This window comes from Mycobacterium sp. 2-64, from assembly GCF_035918375.1.
GTDB classification, from domain to species: domain Bacteria; phylum Actinomycetota; class Actinomycetes; order Mycobacteriales; family Mycobacteriaceae; genus Mycobacterium; species Mycobacterium intracellulare.
Genome location: NZ_CP142361.1, coordinates 4,080,314 through 4,096,702, shown reverse-complemented (window position 1 = coordinate 4,096,702; position 16,389 = coordinate 4,080,314). Strand labels below are relative to the sequence as shown.

Genomic DNA, 16,389 nt, shown 5'->3' with positions numbered 1-16,389 from the left:
AAGGCGCTAGCTCTTCTTGGCCGGCGAGCGCCGAGAGGGTTGGCGTCGGCGCGGTGTCGCGGCCGGCTCGACCCGGTCCAGGTAGACCTCGAACGCGCGGATCGCCTCTTTGTGGGTCGCGGTGACACCGACGCTTTCCTCCAGATTCAGAAACTTCGGAAACCCGGTGACGATGAGAAGCAGTGCCGCAAGCGATAACTGGCCATCCGGGCGGGCCTCCGCGCCATACTTCGCCGTCAACGCCTTCAACTGTACCGCGCGCACCCGCTCGGTCACCTCAGCGATCTCAGCCCGAATGGACTTGCGGTGATTCGCCAGCGCCATGAACTCAATCATCAACGCGCTCGTGGCGTCATCGCCGCTGTACTCCCACATTGCCCGCAACGGATCCTTAGTCCGCGTCGCCAACGCCTTCTCCAACACCGCCAAATTCCGCTCGGCGTAACGGCGGATCGCCGCGAGGAAAATGTCATCCAGACTCGGGAAGTAGTACTGCACCAAACTCGGTGTCACGCCAGCGCTCGCCGCCAACGAGCGATAGCTGACACTCGCATAGCCTTCCTCGAGCATCAACTTCTCCACGCACACCAACAGCGCATCGCGCGTCTTGGAAGTTTCGGCACCCACCCGCCGCGACGACGCAGCCATCATCACCTCGCTGTCCTTCGAAACAGCCCTATTCTGACACGCACCGTTGCTGTACAGTCGTACGGTGACGTGTGGTTGGTGTCTTTAACGAGCCAAACCACGCTCATTGCAACGGAACAGCCGGGTCTGCCCCCGGTTTGGTTGACTCCTGACCTGTGAGGATTCGTCCTTGCTGGAAGGATCAACCTCGTGCCGAGACCGTTTCCCGCCGAGTTCCGAGCCGATGTCATCGCTGTGGCCCGCAAGGGTGAGGCGCCGTTGCGCCAGATCGCGAAGGACTTCGGGATTTCGGAGGCCTGCCTGCATCGCTGGCTTAAGATCGCCGACCGCGAGGACGGTGCCAACCGGCTGTCGCCTGCGGCGGTCTCTGAGGATGTGTCGGCGCAGCTGCGCGAGGCGCATAAGCGGATCAAGCTCCTCGAGCAGGAGGCTGAAGTGATGCGTCGCGCGGTCGGCTACTTGTCCCGGGATGCCAACCCAAAATGATGTACCCGCTGGTCCTCGACCTTGCCGATGACGGCGTGCCCGTCACGGTGACCTGCCGGGTCCTGGGATTTTCCACCCAGGCGTTCTACAAATGGCGCAAAGCACCTCTATCGCAGCGAGATTGGGATGATGCGCACCTGATCAACGCCGCCCGCGACATCCATGCCGACGACCCCGCATTCGGCTACCGATTCATCGCCGACGAACTTCCCGGACGCGGTATCTTCGCCAGCGAGAACCGTGTCGCACGGTTGTGTTCCCAGGAGCGCATCTGGTCGGTCTTCGCCAAGAAGCGAGGACTGAACCGCAGATCCGGGCCGCCAGTTCACGACGACCTCGTGCAGCGTCAGTTCAGCGCCCAGGCCGCCAACCAGGTCTGGCTGGCCGACATCACCGAACACCGCACCGATGAAGGCAAGCTCTACCTCTGCGCGATCAAAGACGTCTATTCCAACCGGATCGTGGGTTACTCGATGGACTCGCGGATGAAGTCCTCGCTGGCAGTGGCCGCCCTCGATCACGCCGTGGCGTTGCGTTCACCTGCCGCGACGATCGTTCATTCGGACAGGGGTAGCCAATTTCGCTCACGAAAGTTCGTCCATGCACTGTCGCACAACGGATTACACGGATCGATGGGTCGTGTCGGCGCGTGCGGTGACAACGCTGCCATGGAGTCGTTCTTCGCCCTTCTGCAACGCAACGTGCTCGACCGGCGACGCTGGTCCACCCGAGCCGAACTACGCCTGGCGATCGTGTCGTGGATCGAGCGGACCTACCACCGACGCCGCCGGCAACGCGCACTCGGCAGACTCACCCCGATAGAGTTCGAACTGCTCCACACACAAGCCGCAACCGCGGCCTGAAAATCCCACCCCGCGAGTCAACTGAATGCGGGGCAGTCCCCGATGAGCACCCACTGGGTGGTGCGGATCTGGTTTCTCATGCTGGGAACGGTAGTTCGACGCCGGATACTCTGCTGCACAGCTTTCCCGGCGGCCTCGCGGTCCTCAGTGGGGGCACGGGATTTTCAGACCCAACCGGGCCGCTTGCGGGTCGGGCGGGAGCTGCCTTATGCCTTTGGCGCGGCCGGGAGAACCAGGCCCCCGAGCTAGCCGCGGCGCGACGGGTGGCGAGCGTCTGCGATCTGCTGCAGCTCGTCGAGGGACAGCAGGTAGTCCTCTCGGTGGAATCCGCGGTCGCGGCTGGCCTTGATGCGACGGTGTTCGGCAACCATGCGCATGTAGGTGTCGAGCATGAGGGCATGGGAGTTCCCCTCGTCGTTGCTCTTCCACTGTTCGTGCAGTTCAGACCACCGGCCGTCGCTCATGAGGAACTCGACGTAGTGGGCCATGTGGTTTTCGAGTCCGTCGTTGCCGTCGAAACCCTGGAATTCCAGCCTGTACTTGAGGTCCTCGTCGACGGTGGTCCCGTCCTTCTCCAGCCGCCGGATGCTGAAGGTGATGATGCGGAACATGTCGAGGATGTCCAGGACGCGGCCGCAGTCACGCTTGGACAGCTCGGGGCTGAACCCGGCGACTTCACGCCAGTACTCCCCGGTGTAGCCCGCCTCGATCACCCGCGCACGCCCCAGCTGATAACCGAGGTCTCCGTCCACGTCGTCGTTGTCCTCGGGCAGCACGCGCGCGAGGATGCGGTGGAGCAGGGAGAGCACCTGCCGATCGGCAATCCGCATCGTCTCCGGCGCAGGCAGGTCGCCGTGGTCCTCTTTGGACTCATAACCAGGGACGAGCGCGGCCGTGAACAGATCGCGGACGTACTCGCTGACGGTGACGCCCTCCGCGTCAGCCATGTCCTTGAGTTCATCGCGGACCTGATCATCGACTCGGATGTTCAAGACAGCCATATCGCCCTCCTTGGTGTAATGTCGTATGACAACTGCTAAGCAGTGTCACACACCACTGCGTGTATGACAAGGAGTGTCCAGTGGGCCGATCTTCAATGTCTCGTTTCTAGAGAAACGAGACAGACCTACCTGGCCAACGTTGGGGCCGCATCGCGCCAGGTCGCGGTGTCTCATTTCTTGTCTAACACGGGTCTCAGATCCTCGATGTCGGTGGGTAATGAGACGGTAGTGCTGTGACAGCAATTCTCGGGTGCGCGCGAGTGAGCACGCTGGGTCAGGACCTCGATGCGCAGCTTGCCGCTCTGGCCGCCGAGGGTGTCGAACCCGGCCATGCCTTCACCGACAAACTTTCGGGTTCGGTTAACACCGTTCGGCCGGGCCTGACGGCGCTGTTGCACTACGCCCGCGAGGGCGACTCCGTGGTGGTCACCGCCATCGATCGGCTGGGCCGGTCCGTCGCGGAGGTAACCCGTACTATCGCGGATCTTGGTGAGCGCCGAATTCTCTTGCGCGCCTTGCGCGAAGGCGTGGACACGGGCACACCAACAGGACGAGCTGTGGCCACCATCATGGCGACGCTGGCTGAGCTTGAACTCGAGCTCGGTCGTGAGCGTCGCGCCACATCGCGTGAGTCCCGACGCGCCCGCCAACTACCGGCCACAAAGCCGGCCAAGCTGACCCCTGAACGGCAAGAGCAGCTGCGCCGCCTCGCCGGGACGGGCGAACCCGTACACGAACTTGCTCAAGCGTTCGGGATCAGCCGGGCCACGTCCTACCGCTACCTGTCCATACTCAGTTCTGCATCAGGAGTCGCGTGATGACCGCCGACGATCTACACCCCTCCACTCACCTGCGGGCCGCAGCGTGGGTCCCCGATGACGTCGAAGATCGGCCGTGGGAGGAAGCCATCGCCCTAACCGTCGACTGGATCTGCGAACGCAGTCGCGAGGAGGATTCAGCGCCGCTGCTGGTGAGCAACGCTCAAAATGCGGCGAGCTTCGGGTATGCCGACCTCGACGAGATCATCCGAGCGGGCGGCCACGCCACACCGCAAAGCCGTAGCCGATCCGATCGCGGCCCGGTCCTGGTGTTCGTGCCCGACGAACGGTCGTTGCACTTCGCGATGGGCTTGGCTCGGGGCTACTCGCTTGCTGTCGTCGAGGGCTCCACGCCCTTAGCCGAATGGGCTGCTGGCGCGGCCGCGATCAACCTGCTGACCGGACAGGTCACAACGTCTCAGCTCGACGATGAAGTCCGCAAAGACCTCGATTCCGTCATTTTCTACGGCGGGCGCAACGGCTGGACCGGGGCAGACGAGAAGGCTCAAGTGCGGCGGTTTCTGAGCGGCCACATCAGCGGCGGCCGACTGACCCCTGATCAGGCCGCCGCGTATGCCCTGTCGTCGCAGTCGGTGTCCGAACGAGGCGCCAAACGGTTGCGAGAACTCCTGGCCCGCAACCGATAACCCCATCGCACACGCAGAGGAGCCCTCGTTGACTTCGATAGAACTTCGGACCGAGGAGGACCTGGAGCGTCTGGCTCAGAACGACCTCCTGGAGGAAACCCACTGGCTGGACCTCAAACGCGAACTGGGTGCCGGCAATTCGTCCAACAAGGAGCTGGCCAAGGACATCGCGGCATTCGCACTCGATGGCGGAACGATCCTGATCGGCGTCGACGAGGACACCTCACCGCCCCGCCTCTGGCCCGTACCCCTGGCAGGACTCGCCGAGCGCATCGAGCAAGTGGCACGGATGAGGGTCGACGAGGCCGTCCAGGTCCGCACCATTGTCATCGAGTCCGCCGACACTCCCGGACACGGCTACGTCGTCGTGTACGTTCCTCAATCGGTCCGAGCGCCGCACATGGCCGACGGCCGCTACTACGGCCGAGGAGACAAGACCAACCGGGTGCTGCCCAACACCGAGGTGGTCCGGCTGCTCGATCGTCGAATCGCCGACCGCCGTGACCTTCGAGCCGAGGCACGCTCGATCCGCCTTGAACTCGTCGGTGACAGCACACCTTTGCTGGTCCTTTTGGCCGAACCGCTCAACGCACGTGAAGACATGCTCGTCTCGCTCGCCGAATCGTCTCAGTGGCAAGAACCCGTGCTTCAGCTGGTGCATTCTGTGGTGGGGCCTGATCAGCGCACCTATGCACCCACTCTGGCTGAAGCCAGCGGTTTCGCCCGGCGACCCGGCGGCGTGGCTTTGACCACCGGCATGCACGATGGGCAGCGCTTCGCCGGTAAAGATCGCGCCGCCGAGATCGTCTTTCACGAGTCCGGCCGCCTCGTTCTCGCATCCGAACGCGCCGTGACAATACGGTCGTTCAAGGGTGCTGTCTTCCCTCCGCCGCCCGACGTAACAGTCGTGTTCGAGGCGTTGATCATCGGTCACGTCGACCTGCTCGCCCGCCTGGCCGGGGCCGTATCGCACAGGTGGGGATACACCGGCAGTTGGCGTTTCGCGCTCTCCTTGAACGGCCTTCGCGACTCGGTGTCCTGGACCATCACCGACCGAACCTTCGGTGACAGGGGACCGGTCTACACGGAGGACATCTATGAGCGGGCGGCTGAAACATCGTTAAGTGATCTCGATGAGAACCCCGGCCAGGTAACAGCAGCACTCACCGCTCCGCTCCTTCGAAGCCTCGGCTCCCACCAAGCCTGGGCGAAGCACTTCGAACGGGATACGTAAGTCCTACGTCTATCGCCGACGTCGGCCGCGCCGTCGCCGAAATCACTTCCGCTGCGACCTACCGAGCGCCATGAACACCCGGCACTTCACGCGATGGCGCGTCAGGCGCGCTCGAGACCGACCCAGCGCACACTCCGAACACGTTCGGTCCGTGCTGGAATCAGACCCTCGATGGTCTGTGCGATCAATTCTGCGGTCGAGGTCGTAATCCCGCACAACCGTACGGTTCTAGGATTCGCCACGAAGATGAGGAAAACACGTCCGCCATTTTCGTGAGAATCCTGCAAACGCGCAGGTCAGGGCTTTGGCCTTCGCCACAATCTTTGAGAACCTACACTCACATTGCTCATTGGCCGCCCAGGCAGCGACTGTCACCAGGCGCGGAGGTGGACAAGCTCGCCGTGTCGCGACCTGCGGCGCACGCGGGCGTGGACAGAGTCCTCGTTTGCCTGCATGGCAAAGGAGATTGGCATTTTCGTCGATCGTAGGCATGCTCGGATGCATGAGTGAGACATGGGATTGCGTGATTGTCGGAGGCGGTGCCGCCGGGCTTAGCGCCGCACTGGTGCTCGGACGGGCTCGGCGTCGCACACTCCTTGTGGATGCCGGCGCGCAAAGTAACAAGGCCGCTCACGGAATAGGTGGTCTGTTGGGCCATGATGCCCGCCCGCCCGCCGAGTTGTACTCTGCGGGCCGGGCCGAGTTGGCCGCGTATCCGAGTGTTGAGATTCGGGACGGTGACGTCATCTCAGCTGAGCGCGGTTTCGTTGTCGAACTGGCCGACGGGCGGCACGAGCGTACCCGCACGGTGCTGTTGGCTACAGGAATGGAGTACCGCGCGCCGAACCTTCCTGGACTACAGGATCTTTGGGGACGGTCGGTGTTTCACTGCCCGTTCTGTCATGGCTGGGAGGTCCGTGATCAACCACTTGCTGTCGTGGCGGATGGTGAGCGGGCGGTGCATTCCGCGTTGCTTCTGAGCGGCTGGAGTGATGACATCGTTGTCCTCACCAACGGACCAGCCACGCTGGCTGCGGAGCACCATCGGCTGCTCGGGGCGGCGGGGATCGCCGTTGATGAGCGGCCTATTGCTCAATTAGCCTCGTATGCAGGTGACTTGACGGGGGTTGTGTTCGGCGACGGCTCCCGCATGATGCGCGCCGGTGCGCTGGTGGTGGCGACGCTGCACCAGCGTTCCGCGCTGGCCACTCAACTGGGTGCCGCCGTCGCCCCGCCGGGACCGATGGCCGCCGACGCCCTTGCAGTTGATTCCTTCCAACGCACATCGGTGCCCGGCGTCTTCGCCGCCGGTGACCTCTGCGCCCAGATGCCGCAGGTGGCGGCGGCGGTGGCCAGTGGCTCGCTGGCCGGCGCCGCCGTCGTGCAGGGCTTGTTGGGCGGCGATGTGGGATTGCCGACGCCGCCGTGGCCCACGGTCGCGGCGAAAGACAACGACTATGCCGATGCCTCAACACCGACACGGTGACCCTGGCACTGAGGGCCGAATCCTTCGAAGTTCGCGAGCGCCGAGTGTGCGGCCAGCCGCACGCTGGTGACCGAGTGTGCGGCCAGCCGCACACCCGAGCCGACTTCGGACAGGGAACTAAATGCCCGACCCGGGGTTGAGGATGCCCTGCGGATCCAACGCCTGCTTGATCCGCCGGTTGAGGTCCATCACCTCGGGCCCGAGATAGCCCGCCAGCCACGGCCGCTTCAACCGGCCCACCCCGTGCTCGCCGGTGATCGTGCCGCCCAGACCGACGGCCAGATCCATGATCTCGCCGAACGCCAGGTGAGCGCGTTCGGTCATGTCGGCATCGGCGGGGTCGTAGACGATCAACGGGTGGGTGTTGCCGTCGCCGGCGTGGGCGATCACCGAGATCATCAGGTCGCGTTCGGCGGCGATGCCCGCGATCCCGGTGACCAGCCGGCCCAGCGCGGGAAGCGGCACGCCGACGTCCTCGAGCAACAGCGATCCCTTGGCCTCGACGGCCGGGATGCAGAACCGCCGCGCGACGACGAACGCTTCGCCCTCGTCGGGATCGTCGGTCGAAAACACCTCCGTCGCAGCGCTTTCCGCGAACACCTTGGCCATGATTTCGGCGTCCTCGCTGCCGGCGCGGCCGCGTTCGTCGGACCCGGCCACCAGCATGGCCGCCGCCCCGCGGTCGAGGTCCATGCGCAGGGTGTCTTCGACGGCGTTGATCGCCACCGAGTCCATGAACTCCAGCATCGACGGGCGAAGCCGGGCGGTGACCCCGAGCACCGCCTCGACCGCGTCCTGCACCGACGCGAAGCTGGCGACCACGATGCTCGACGCGTTCTGCTTGGGCACCAGCCGCAGCGTCACCTCCGTGACGACCCCCAGCGTGCCTTCGCTGCCGACGAAGAGTTTGGTCAGCGACAGGCCGGCGACGTCCTTGAGTCGCGGCCCGCCCAGCCGGACGGCGGTGCCGTCGGCCAGCACCACCTGCATGCCCAGCACATAGTCGGTGGTGACGCCGTACTTCACGCAGCACAGGCCGCCGGCGTTGGTCGCGATGTTGCCGCCGATGCTGCAGATCTCGAACGACGACGGATCCGGCGGATACCACAAGCCGTGTTCGGCGGCGGCTTTTTTCACCTCGGCGTTGAACAGTCCGGGCTGACAGACCGCGGTCCGGGTCACCGGGTCGACGGCGATGTCGCGCATCTTCTCCGTCGAGAGCACAATGCCGTTGTCCAGGGCGGTCGCCCCGCCGGACAGGCCGCTGCCGGCGCCGCGGGGCACGACGGGCACCCGGTTGGCGGTGGCCCAGCGCAGCACGGTCTGCACCTCCTCGGTGCGCCGCGGCCGCACGACGGCCAGCGGTTTGCCGGCCGAAGGGTCAAACGCGCGGTCCTGGCGATAGCCCTCGGTCACGGTCGGATCGGTGACGACCATCCCGTCGGGCAGGTCGGCGATCAGGCTGGCCAGGGCGTCAGAGCTCACGGCCCGATAGTAAGCCCGCCGCGCGGCCCGCGATGGCGCCATCGCACCGGCCGCCCGGGTCTGCGGGGCGCCGCGCCTGAATGCAGGATGTTCATGTGCTCGACCACCCGCGTACCGGCCGGCCGTTCGACTCTCCGGTTGGCGCGGGCACCGGATGGCCGGGTGACCCGGCCACGCCGCAGACCCCGGTGGCGGCCGATGCCGCTCGGGTCGTCGCCCTCGCGGAACAGGCCACCTCGATCCCCGAACTCGACGCCCTGGTCAGCGTGTGCCGGGCTTGTCCGCGGCTGGTCGACTGGCGCGAGGAGGTCGCCGCCGTCAAACGCCGGGCCTTCGCCGACCAACCGTATTGGGGCCGGCCCGTACCCAGCTGGGGAGCGGCGCGGCCCCGGCTGTTGATCGTCGGGCTGGCACCCGCCGCCCACGGCGCCAACCGCACCGGCCGGATGTTCACCGGCGACCGCTCGGGCGACCAGTTGTACGCGGCGCTGTTCCGGGCCGGGCTGGTGAACCAGCCGACCAGCGTCGACGCCGCGGATGGGTTGCGCACCAAGCAGATTCGCATCGTCGCACCGGTGCGGTGCGCGCCCCCCGCCAACGCCCCGACCCCGGCCGAACGGGACACCTGCTGGCCTTGGCTGCAGGCCGAATGGCAACTGGTGGCCGAGCACGTTCGGGTGGTCGTGGCCCTCGGCGGATTCGGCTGGCAGATCGCGCTACGACTGCCGGGTGCCTCCGGCAGAGCCGCGGGACCCAAGCCCCGGTTCGGCCACGGCGTCGTCGCCGACCTGGCGCCCGGCGTGCGGTTGCTCGGCTGCTACCACCCGAGCCAGCAAAACATGTTCACCGGTAGGTTGACACCAGCAATGCTCGATGACGTCTTCCGCGACGCAAAAGAACTGGCAGGGATCAAGTGAGCGAGATTCTCGTTTCCGGCGCCAGCGTGGCGGGCACCGCGGCAGCGTTTTGGCTTGGGCGACACGGCCATTCGGTGACCGTGGTGGAGCGCCATCGCGGCCCGCGGCCGGGCGGCCAGGCGATCGACGTGCGCGGCCCGGCGCTGACCGTGCTCGACCGCATGGGTCTGCTGGCCGCCGCCCAGAAGCGCAAGACGCAAATCCGCGGCTCCTCCGTGGTCGACCGTGACGGCAACGAACTGTCCCGCGACACCGAATCGACACCCACCGGCGGGCGCATCGACAGCCCCGACATCGAACTGCTGCGCGACGACTTGGTCGAATTGCTGTACGGCGCAAGCCAATGGACGACCGAGTACCTATTCGACGACACCATCACCGCGCTGGAGGACGATGGCGCGGCCGTTCGCGTCACCTTCGAGCGCGCCGCACCACGGGAATTCGACCTCGTCATCGGCGCCGACGGATTGCACTCCACCGTACGGCGATTGGTGTTCGGGCCGGAGGAGGATTTCATCGAACGGCTGGGCACGCACGCGGCGATCTTCACCGTGCCCAATTTCTTGGACCTGGACCACTGGCAGATGTGGCACTACGGCGACTCCACCATGGCGGGGATCTACAGCGCTCGCAACAACGCCGAGGCCCGCGCCATGTTGGGTTTCATGGACCCGGATCTGCGGATCGACTACCGCGACACCGAAGCCCAGTTCGACGAGCTGGAGCGGCGGATGGCCGGGGAAGGATGGATTCGCCCCCAACTGCTGGAGTACATGCGGACCGCACCGGACTTCTACTTCGACGAGATGTCGCAGATCACGATGGACCGCTGGTCGCACGGCCGCGTGGTACTGGTCGGGGACGCCGGGTACTGCTGCTCGCCGCTGTCAGGACAGGGCACCAGCGTCGCGCTGCTGGGCGCCTACATCCTCGCCGGCGAGCTTAAGTCCGCCACCTCGGACGGGACCGCCGACCACGAGCGCGGATTCGCCAACTACCACCGCGAATTCGCCGACTACGTGCAGCGCAATCAATGGCTGGTCGTGGACAACATTCCCGGCGGCGCACCGATACCGCAGGAGGTGTTCGACCGCATCGTCTCCTCGATCACCCTCAAGGACTACTAGGGCCGGGGTTCGGGAACGTTTGCCGGCCCGCGCACGTTGACGCCATCGTGCGTCTTTCCGTCCTTGATCTCATCCCGGTGCGCACCGACCAGACGACCGGCGACGCCCTGGCGGCCACCGTGCAGCTGGCGCAGGCCGCGGATCGGTTGGGTTTTACCCGCTACTGGGTCGCCGAGCACCACAACATGCCTTCCGTCGGTGCCACCAGCCCGCCGGTGGTCCTCGCCTATCTGGCACCACAGACCTCGCAGCTCCGGCTCGGCTCGGGTGGGGTGATGCTGCCCAACCACGCGCCGCTCGCGGTGGCCGAACAGTTCGCACTGCTGGAAGCGGCCGCCCCCGGACGCATCGACCTCGGCATCGGCCGGGCGCCCGGATCCGACCCCGTGACCTCCTACGCGCTACGGGGCGGGCAGGACGGCCGCGACATCGAGAACTTCCCCGAATACCTCGACGACGTCGCGGCGCTGATGAGCGCGCGCGGCGTGCGGGTTCCGCTGCGCTCGGGCGACTACACACTCAAAGCCACCCCGGCCGCCGCGACCGAACCGCGGCTGTGGCTGCTGGGTTCGTCGATGTACTCGGCGCATTTGGCCGCCGCCAAGGGGCTGCCGTACGTGTTCGCACATCACTTCTCCGGCAAGGGAACCGAAGAGGCGCTCGAGGTTTACCGCTCCCGATTCACGCCCAGCGCGTTTGCCGCCGAGCCGCGGACGTTTCTGACGGTCAACGCCGCGGTGGCCGAAACCCAGCAGGAGGCAACGGCTTTGATGCTTCCCAACCTGCAGATGATGGCCAGGCTGCGGACCGGGCAGCCACTCGGGCCGGTGCCGCTGGTGGAGGAGGCGGCGGTGGCCGAGTTGACCGGACAGCAGCAGGCGATCGTCGACAGTGGCCTGCGCCGCGCCGTCCTGGGGACGCCGGCGGAGGCCGCCGAGCAGATCCGCGCGCTCGCCGAACACTTCGGCGTCGACGAGGTGATGGTGAACCCGGTGGCCTCGGCCCGCCGCGGCACCGACCCGGACACCGCACCGGCGCGCGTCGCGACGCTGGAGCTGTTGGCCAAAGAGCTCTTCTAAAGTCCCGCTCACGCCCGCCGGTTGGACTGGCTGGAGTGGGGTTCGGGTGCGTGGCTGGCGATCCAGTTCCGCAACTCGTCCGGCGGCAACGGCGCGGTGTGCACGTAACCCTGGGTGATCATGCAGCCGTACCGGTGCAGCGCGTCCAGGGTGGCCTCGTTCTCGACACCCTCGGCGACGAGGTCAGCGCCCAGGTTGTGGGCGAGCGCCACCGTGGACCGCACGATCGCGACCGATCGTGCGTCGTGATCCAGGCGGGTTACGAAAATCCGGTCGAGTTTGAGCTCGTCGACCGAAACCTCTTGCAGCCGGGCCAATGACGACCAGCCGGTGCCGTAGTCGTCGAGCGATATGCGAATTCCCAAGCGTTGCAAGGCGGCGACGGTGTTGCGGGATCGCGCGGAATCCACCAGCGCGCTCTCGGTGATCTCGAGGATGAGCGCGTCCGCGGGCAGGTCATAATTCGCGAGCAGCCGCTCGACGGTGCCGACGAGCTCGATGTCGAGCAGGTTGGTCGTCGACAGGTTCACCGCGACGGTGAGCGTGATGCCCTGCTCACGCCAGCACCGGACCTGTTTCAGCGCCATGCTCAGGGTGCGGTTGGAGATCTTGCGCATCAGTCCGGCGCGCTCGGCGACGGGCAAGACCTCTTCCGGCAGCAGCGTTCCACGGGTGGGGTGCTGCCAGCGCAGCACCGCCTCGACGCTGTGAACGCTGCCGTCGCGCCCGTCGATCTTGGGCTGGTAGTGCAATTTCAGTTCGTCGGTGTCGAACAGTGCCGTACGCAGGTCCTCGATGAGGTTGGGGTCGTTGTTCCGATAAACCTCGAAGGACGAGTCGTAGACCGCGATCTTGCTGCGGGCGGATTCGGCGTGCGCCATCGCGGTTTCGGCGCGGCCCAGCAGCTCTTGCGGGTGGTCGCAGTGGTCGGGACACAGCGCGATGGCGATGCGGCCTTCGACCTGCACGGTGATCGGGTCCAACGCGATCGGCTCACTCAACGCTTCCAGCAGGCGGCCCGCCTGAGCGCTGGCGGCGGTCAGGTTGGCCCCGTCCGCGAGCAGCACGGCGAATTGGTCATCACCGACCCGCGCCAGCATGTCGTCGCGACGGACGCTGCCGGACAAGCGGTTTGCGATGTGGCACAGCAACTCATCGCCGAAGTGGCGACCGATCGAGTCGGTGATCTCGTGAAAATCGCTCAGGCTCAACAGCAACAGAGCCCGCCGCGCGCGCGCTCTGCCCGGAATCGACGTCGGCCCCGGCGCCGTAGTGGGCAACGCGGTGAGGGCGCTGGCCAGCGAGTGCCGGTTGGGCAGCGCGGTCAACTCGTCGGTCATGGCGTGCTTGGCGTTCGTGTGCAACAGGCTCACGTCCCGGAAGGTGAGCGAGAATCGCGCGGTCGCCACGACCAGGCTCAACGCCGCCAGGGTGGCGGCCGGCCGCGAATGATGAGCCAGGACGATGACTCCCAGCGCGACAACCGATGTCGTCACCGGGGTGACATACGGGCTGAATCGGTGTCTGGGCACTGGCGCCGTCGGCGACGAGGGGGACCAGCTGGCCATCGCGATGAGCAACGACGACGCCGGCCAGCAGGCATCCAGCAAGGTGCCGACCCGATAGGAGCCCGCCGTCGTCTGGAACAGGTACGCCACGTCCGCCACCGCAAACACGACCAGTCCGGTCATCAGCAGCGCCCAGCGAAAGTCATTGCGCCAACCGAGTATTGGCAGCATGCCGGCGGCCAGGGCCAGGAGCACCAGGTCAATCCAGGGGTAGACCAATCCCATCCACACCGTCGCGGGCGTGCGTGACGTCGCCGCCCGCATGGGGCCCTCCGTCACGGCCGCGGCCACCGCCGCCAGCGTCAGGGCGCACACCAGCGAGTCGAGCTGAATCGGGATCGGCAACCGCTTGAACCGTGCCCGCATGAGCAGCAGCAGCCCGGCGTACACCAGCGGGTAGTACGCCAGGTACACCGGGTCGGCCACCGACGGGGAGCGACCGTTGGGCACAAACAACGCGTAGACGATGTCGCCCGCGGCCGAGAACGCCATCCCGGCGGCGATCAGTGACCACGCCAACCGGTCCGCCGAGACGCGGTACGCGCGAAGGACAACCAGACCGGCGGCCAACACGGTCAGCGCCGAATACAGCGTTGTGGCCGAGAACATGCCGTGTCCCGCGTCCGGATGCGCGACGCTGGACGCGGCGAAGGCGATCACGCCGACCGCCAGCACCGCGAAGCCCACCCGGATACCCCTCGGTGGCCGAGGGGCATCGTCTGAGACATCGCCGGAGGGCGAGTTCGTGGTCGGTGTCGCGACGTCGGAAACGGGCGGTGACGCCTGCGGCGTCGCGACACCGCCGCCGCCATCGACCGGCGGCGCCACGTCGGATTCCCCGGAATCGGGAGACGCCGGGAACGCGTACGGCAACGGCAGGTCGGGCATGAAGCTGCGGATGCATTGCCCGCCTTCGCGTTTGGCGGCGTACATGGCGAGGTCGGCGTGCCTCAGCAGCTGGTCGACCGTGCAGGCCGATGCGCCGGTGCACACCGTGAATCCGATGCTGGGCCGGACCATGATCGGAATGCCGTCGATCAGGATGGCCCCGGTGAACGCGTCGAGGATCCGGTGCGCGGCCGCCTGCGATTCTTGGACGGAAGCCTCGATGACCGCCGCGAATTCGTCGCCGCCGAGCCGGGCGATGGTCCCGCTTTCCCCCAACGCCGCGGTGAGCCGCCCGGCCACCCTGACCAAAAGCTCGTCGCCGGCCGGATGGCCCAGGGCGTCGTTGACCGACTTGAAGTTGTCGAGGTCCAGGCACAGCACCGCGATGGGCATGCCGTTGGGATGCCGGCGCGCGACGGCCTGTTCCAGGCGCTGCAGGAACAGGGCGCGATTGGCCAGACCGGTCAGGTTGTCGCGAAACGCCTCGCGCGCGACCTCCGACAACAGATTCTGGTTGTCGACCAGGACGACGAATTGCCGGGCCAGCACGGCGGCCACCAGGATGCCCAGCGCGGCGAGCATGGGGTCGTGTATCGAATGGCCCGCCGCGTGCGCCCAGCCCGCCGCGGCGGCGAGGATCAGCGGCAAGTAGGGCAGCCACAGCCGGGCCCGGAACTCGGTCTCATCCGGCGGCGCGGGCGCGGGACGCTCGTGCGCGGCGGCCAGGGCCGCGAGCGCCAATAACGCCAGGCCCGCGACTCGGACCAGGTCGCCGACCCCGCCCGTGTGATAGCTGGCGATGCCGGTATAGAAGACCAGCGCCATGTCGGCGATGCAGATGGTCGCGACGCCGGCGGCGAGCAGGCTGCGGCTCGGCCGGTCGCCGGGACGAGCCCGGGAAAGCATCAGGATCGCCGTCGTCACCTGGACGATGTCGGCGAAGACCTCCGCCGAGGTCACCAGCCGCGCGCCGGAATGCTCCTGCAGCTGCGCTTCGACCACGAACACCCAGGCGATGACGAACAGCGACGTCGCCACGATGAGACCGTCGAGCAGCAGACGCCGGGGGCTCTTGCGAGACAATTGGGACAGCAGCACCAACGACGTCATGGCGCCGACCGGCCACAGCAGAAGGACGAACTCGGTTGCCGCAGGGTGGGTGGCGTGATCGAATTCCGGGCGCACGTCGTAGAACGCCCAGATGACCTCACCGGCCGCCCAGCCGAGCAGGGCCGTCACCAGCGCCAGCCATCCGTATCGTTGCCGCCGGGGCTTGAAGCGGGCCGCGCGCGCGGCGTATGCCGCCGCGATGGCAAGGCACATCGCGATGACGAACCCGTTGATGGGGTGCGTCCCGTACGGGCCGCGCCATCCCCAGAACGACGACAGCACGATCAGCACGCCGGCTACGCCGTACACGGAGACGAGGGACCACCCGGCGGGTGCCGGCACCCCCGACCGCCGCCACGGATTCACCGCCCGCCGTTTCGTCACGCTTGAGCTCCCCTGTTGTGTGGTGAAGAAACAACAGCATCACCACGAGTTACAGGGCATTAAACCGCTGCAGACGCGCGCTAAGTGTGGCTTTTGCCAGGTTGGTGCCGTTTCCGGTGCCGCCGAAGGACGGCCGCCACGGGCCTAATCCGGTTGACTTGCGTCGATACGGGCCAGTGCGTTGCGCAGAATCTGGCCGGTGGCGTCGCGGTCGGGGTCGCGGCGCAGCAGCATTCCTTTGGCCACCGACAGCTTGTCGCCGTTGCGGCGCGGCAAGACGTGCAGGTGGATGTGGAACACCGTCTGGAAGGCGGCGCTGCCGTCGTTGATGGCGATGTTGGTCGCGTCGGCCAATTCCGTCGTGCGCGCGGCCCGGGCGATGCGTTGGCCCAGGGTGACCATTCCGGCCAGCGTCTCCGGCGTGGTGTCGGTGAGGTCGACGCTGTGCCGCTTGGGCAGCACCAGCGTGTGGCCACGAGTGAACGGGCGGATGTCGAGGATCGCCAGGTAGTCGTCGTCTTCGTAGATCCGGATGGCCGGAGCTTCCCCGGCGACGACCGCACAGAACACGCAGGACATGTCGCCCACGGTACTTGTTGCCGCGCCGCGGCCCCGCCGACGCCAGCCCGGGCCCGGCCCAATTGCGGG

At 66.6% G+C, this 16,389-nt stretch carries 13 protein-coding genes; 8 read left to right on the top strand and 5 right to left on the bottom strand.

Going from position 1 to position 16,389, the window contains the following annotated elements; translation table 11 throughout:
• Positions 1-6 precede the first annotated feature (6 nt).
• A complete protein-coding gene (locus tag QGN31_RS18990) occupies positions 7-648 on the bottom strand; it encodes a TetR/AcrR family transcriptional regulator (RefSeq protein ID WP_043955640.1) in 642 nt (213 codons plus the stop codon).
• Positions 649-837: 189 nt separating this feature from the next.
• Here QGN31_RS18990 and QGN31_RS18985 point away from each other — a divergent pair.
• Positions 838-1,997, top strand: a protein-coding gene (locus QGN31_RS18985; protein WP_085978335.1) for an IS3 family transposase whose coding sequence is annotated in 2 segments (ribosomal slippage) — positions 838-1,129 and positions 1,129-1,997 — 1,161 coding nt in all. Because the reading frame shifts where the segments join, the coding sequence is not laid out codon by codon here.
• A 245-nt stretch (positions 1,998-2,242) separates the two neighbouring features.
• On the opposite strand, the gene QGN31_RS18980 is transcribed toward QGN31_RS18985, so the two are convergent.
• Positions 2,243-2,998 carry a YfbU family protein gene (locus QGN31_RS18980; RefSeq protein WP_014941477.1) on the bottom strand — a complete coding sequence of 252 codons (756 nt, stop codon included), beginning with the start codon at positions 2,996-2,998 and terminating at the stop codon, positions 2,243-2,245.
• Positions 2,999-3,231: 233 nt separating this feature from the next.
• Here QGN31_RS18980 and QGN31_RS18975 point away from each other — a divergent pair, with 233 nt between their 5' ends.
• The 4 genes from QGN31_RS18975 (at position 3,232) to QGN31_RS18960 (ending at position 7,183) form a co-directional block, all read left to right on the top strand.
• Positions 3,232-3,816 carry a recombinase family protein gene (locus QGN31_RS18975; protein ID WP_043954587.1) on the top strand — a complete coding sequence of 195 codons (585 nt, stop codon included), beginning with the start codon at positions 3,232-3,234 and terminating at the stop codon, positions 3,814-3,816.
• Positions 3,816-4,463, top strand: a complete 648-nt coding sequence (locus tag QGN31_RS18970; RefSeq protein WP_162137754.1) for a hypothetical protein — start codon at positions 3,816-3,818, stop codon at positions 4,461-4,463. Before QGN31_RS18975 ends, QGN31_RS18970 begins: the two co-directional genes overlap by 1 nt.
• 28 nt (positions 4,464-4,491) lie before the next feature.
• Positions 4,492-5,697: an AlbA family DNA-binding domain-containing protein gene (locus QGN31_RS18965; protein WP_014941480.1), complete on the top strand. Its 1,206-nt coding sequence runs from the start codon at positions 4,492-4,494 to the stop codon at positions 5,695-5,697.
• A 502-nt stretch (positions 5,698-6,199) separates the two neighbouring features.
• Complete coding sequence (locus QGN31_RS18960; RefSeq protein WP_201407073.1) at positions 6,200-7,183, top strand: NAD(P)/FAD-dependent oxidoreductase; 984 nt, start codon at positions 6,200-6,202, stop codon at positions 7,181-7,183.
• A 117-nt stretch (positions 7,184-7,300) separates the two neighbouring features.
• On the opposite strand, the gene QGN31_RS18955 is transcribed toward QGN31_RS18960, so the two are convergent.
• A complete protein-coding gene (locus QGN31_RS18955) occupies positions 7,301-8,668 on the bottom strand; it encodes an FAD-binding oxidoreductase (protein ID WP_014941484.1) in 1,368 nt (455 codons plus the stop codon).
• An 80-nt stretch (positions 8,669-8,748) separates the two neighbouring features.
• Between QGN31_RS18955 and QGN31_RS18950 the strand changes: the two genes are divergently transcribed.
• The 3 genes from QGN31_RS18950 to QGN31_RS18940 are packed head-to-tail and all read left to right on the top strand — an operon-like array spanning position 8,749 to position 11,791.
• The gene (locus tag QGN31_RS18950) at positions 8,749-9,585 is read left to right on the top strand and encodes a uracil-DNA glycosylase (protein WP_014941485.1); all 837 of its coding nucleotides are present in this window, start codon (positions 8,749-8,751) and stop codon (positions 9,583-9,585) included.
• Complete coding sequence (locus tag QGN31_RS18945) at positions 9,582-10,712, top strand: FAD-binding protein (RefSeq protein ID WP_014941486.1); 1,131 nt, start codon at positions 9,582-9,584, stop codon at positions 10,710-10,712. Before QGN31_RS18950 ends, QGN31_RS18945 begins: the two co-directional genes overlap by 4 nt.
• A gap of 47 nt (positions 10,713-10,759) precedes the next feature.
• Positions 10,760-11,791, top strand: coding sequence for an LLM class flavin-dependent oxidoreductase (locus QGN31_RS18940; protein WP_014941487.1), 1,032 nt, complete (start codon positions 10,760-10,762; stop codon positions 11,789-11,791).
• Between the two features lie 8 nt (positions 11,792-11,799).
• On the opposite strand, the gene QGN31_RS18935 is transcribed toward QGN31_RS18940, so the two are convergent.
• Both QGN31_RS18935 and QGN31_RS18930 read right to left on the bottom strand, forming a co-directional pair.
• Entirely contained in the window at positions 11,800-15,666 is a 3,867-nt protein-coding gene (locus QGN31_RS18935) for a bifunctional diguanylate cyclase/phosphodiesterase (RefSeq protein ID WP_014941488.1), read from the bottom strand.
• Between the two features lie 219 nt (positions 15,667-15,885).
• Positions 15,886-16,320 carry an HIT family protein gene (locus tag QGN31_RS18930; RefSeq protein ID WP_009953969.1) on the bottom strand — a complete coding sequence of 145 codons (435 nt, stop codon included), beginning with the start codon at positions 16,318-16,320 and terminating at the stop codon, positions 15,886-15,888.
• Positions 16,321-16,389 lie beyond the last annotated feature (69 nt).